Below are 1,631 nucleotides of genomic sequence, written 5' to 3' on the forward strand. Positions count from 1 at the left end.
CTTCATGCTTTTCTCTTCATTTTATTATTGAGAAATATTTTCTATAGTCTACATTATTGTGATTCACAATCTTATAAATGAATGCTTAATTTTACTTTTACTCTTCATAGATTTAAAGATACGAGCCTTACATTCAAGTATTACCACCATTATTTTTAGACAATTCATACAAAAATAGAGAAATATAATATTTTTAATGAGTTCTCACTATAAATGTAAGTATGCTGTCTATCTTTTTATCTTTATCCTCATAACACATCATCTGTTATATAATGAATTTATGGAATTTACAGAAAAAGGAGTCTTTTCATGTTACAACAACTATTCAATTCACCTATTCTATCCGTTCAAGCCTTGCACCCAGGTTATGAAGATCATGCAAGTGATGTTTTTCTCGTTCAAACAGAAGATACAGAAGTTATCGTTCGTGCTTCTAAAATGAATGAAGAACCAAATAATGATTTTTGGTGGGGATGTAAAAATCTATTTGGAATTGATCCAAGGAACGTCCATCATTTAGAAACTGTACATACATTGCTGCAAGAACATACGAATCTTCCTATCCTAACAATATTAGAAAAACATGTTTTAAATAGCCGTGAATTTGTGGTGGTCGAAAAGTTAGTAGGTAACACAGTTCAATCTTTTATCGAGCAACCAGATTCTATTTTATTCAGCCTAGGAAAAGGACTTGCAGAAATACATAAATTTAAAGCCGATTTCATAGGAAATCCGTCAGGCACGTTCCAAGTTCCACTAGATGAATTCCAATCACATATTTTAAACGTGAGTAAAGAGCTTGTGAATATGTTTTATTCCGATGATGAAAGCATAAAAAATGCATTCCCTACCTTTGAATCACAACTTTCTTCCCTGTCCGTACCAAAGGAATCTACACTCGTCTTAATTGATATGGATCCTACTCAATTTTTATCTGACGGTACAACTATTACGGGTTTAGTAGATAGTGAAGCTTACGCTGTTGCTCCGCGAGAACTTGATTTTATCGGACTAGAATATGTACTTACCGAAAAAGAAGCACATGCCTTTAAAAGTGGTTACGAAACAATTATGTCTATTCCTCACTTAGAAGAATATAGACAGCCTTATCGTTATTTATACCGACTGTTATCTGTGCAAGGTAATGTGGAATTAAAAAAATGGTTAAGTCACCCATCCTATTTTTAAATACGAATGAGAGGGAATATACAATGGATATTCAGAAAAAGCGTTCTGTAACAGAAAGTGAAATACAGCAAATGAAGGATTTGGCTTATATTTGTGGGCAACAAGACAATCTTGATTACTCTTCAGATTTACATATCAACTTTTTAAAAAATCGAAATGAAGATTATATAAACGATTTTCTTCTTTATAACGGTACTCAATTAATTGGCGCTTTAAATATGTATGATTTCGAAAGACCAACAAAGCTTGAACTAATAGGCTTTGTACATCCTCATTTTAGAAAACAACGTTTCGGAACTATCCTTTTACAAACTGCAATGAAAGAAATACAAAATAGAGAGACAGATGAAGCTCTTCTTATTATTAATGGGGATTCTATTTCTGGGAATGAATTTGTAAAACATATGAAGTTACCATATTTATATAGTGAATATAGTATGGAG

The 1,631-nt window shown here is 31.9% G+C and carries 2 protein-coding genes; both read left to right on the forward strand.

What is annotated here, in order from left to right; translation table 11 throughout:
- Window positions 1-309 precede the first annotated feature (309 nt).
- Window positions 310-1,188: a nitrate reductase gene (locus ABWK52_RS28085; RefSeq protein WP_098289847.1), complete on the forward strand. Its 879-nt coding sequence runs from the start codon at window positions 310-312 to the stop codon at window positions 1,186-1,188.
- Window positions 1,189-1,211: 23 nt separating this feature from the next.
- The coding region (locus tag ABWK52_RS28090) for a GNAT family N-acetyltransferase (protein ID WP_353772311.1) at window positions 1,212-1,631 on the forward strand (420 nt) is incomplete at its 3' end.

Source organism: Bacillus sp. AP50, from assembly GCF_040492675.1.
Taxonomy (GTDB): Bacteria; Bacillota; Bacilli; order Bacillales; family Bacillaceae_G; genus Bacillus_A; species Bacillus_A cereus.

Excerpts from the sequence above, each read along its gene's own strand:
- ABWK52_RS28085 (WP_098289847.1), top strand. The coding sequence starts at position 310 with ATGTTACAACAACTATTCAATTCACCTATTCTATCCGTTCAAGCCTTG.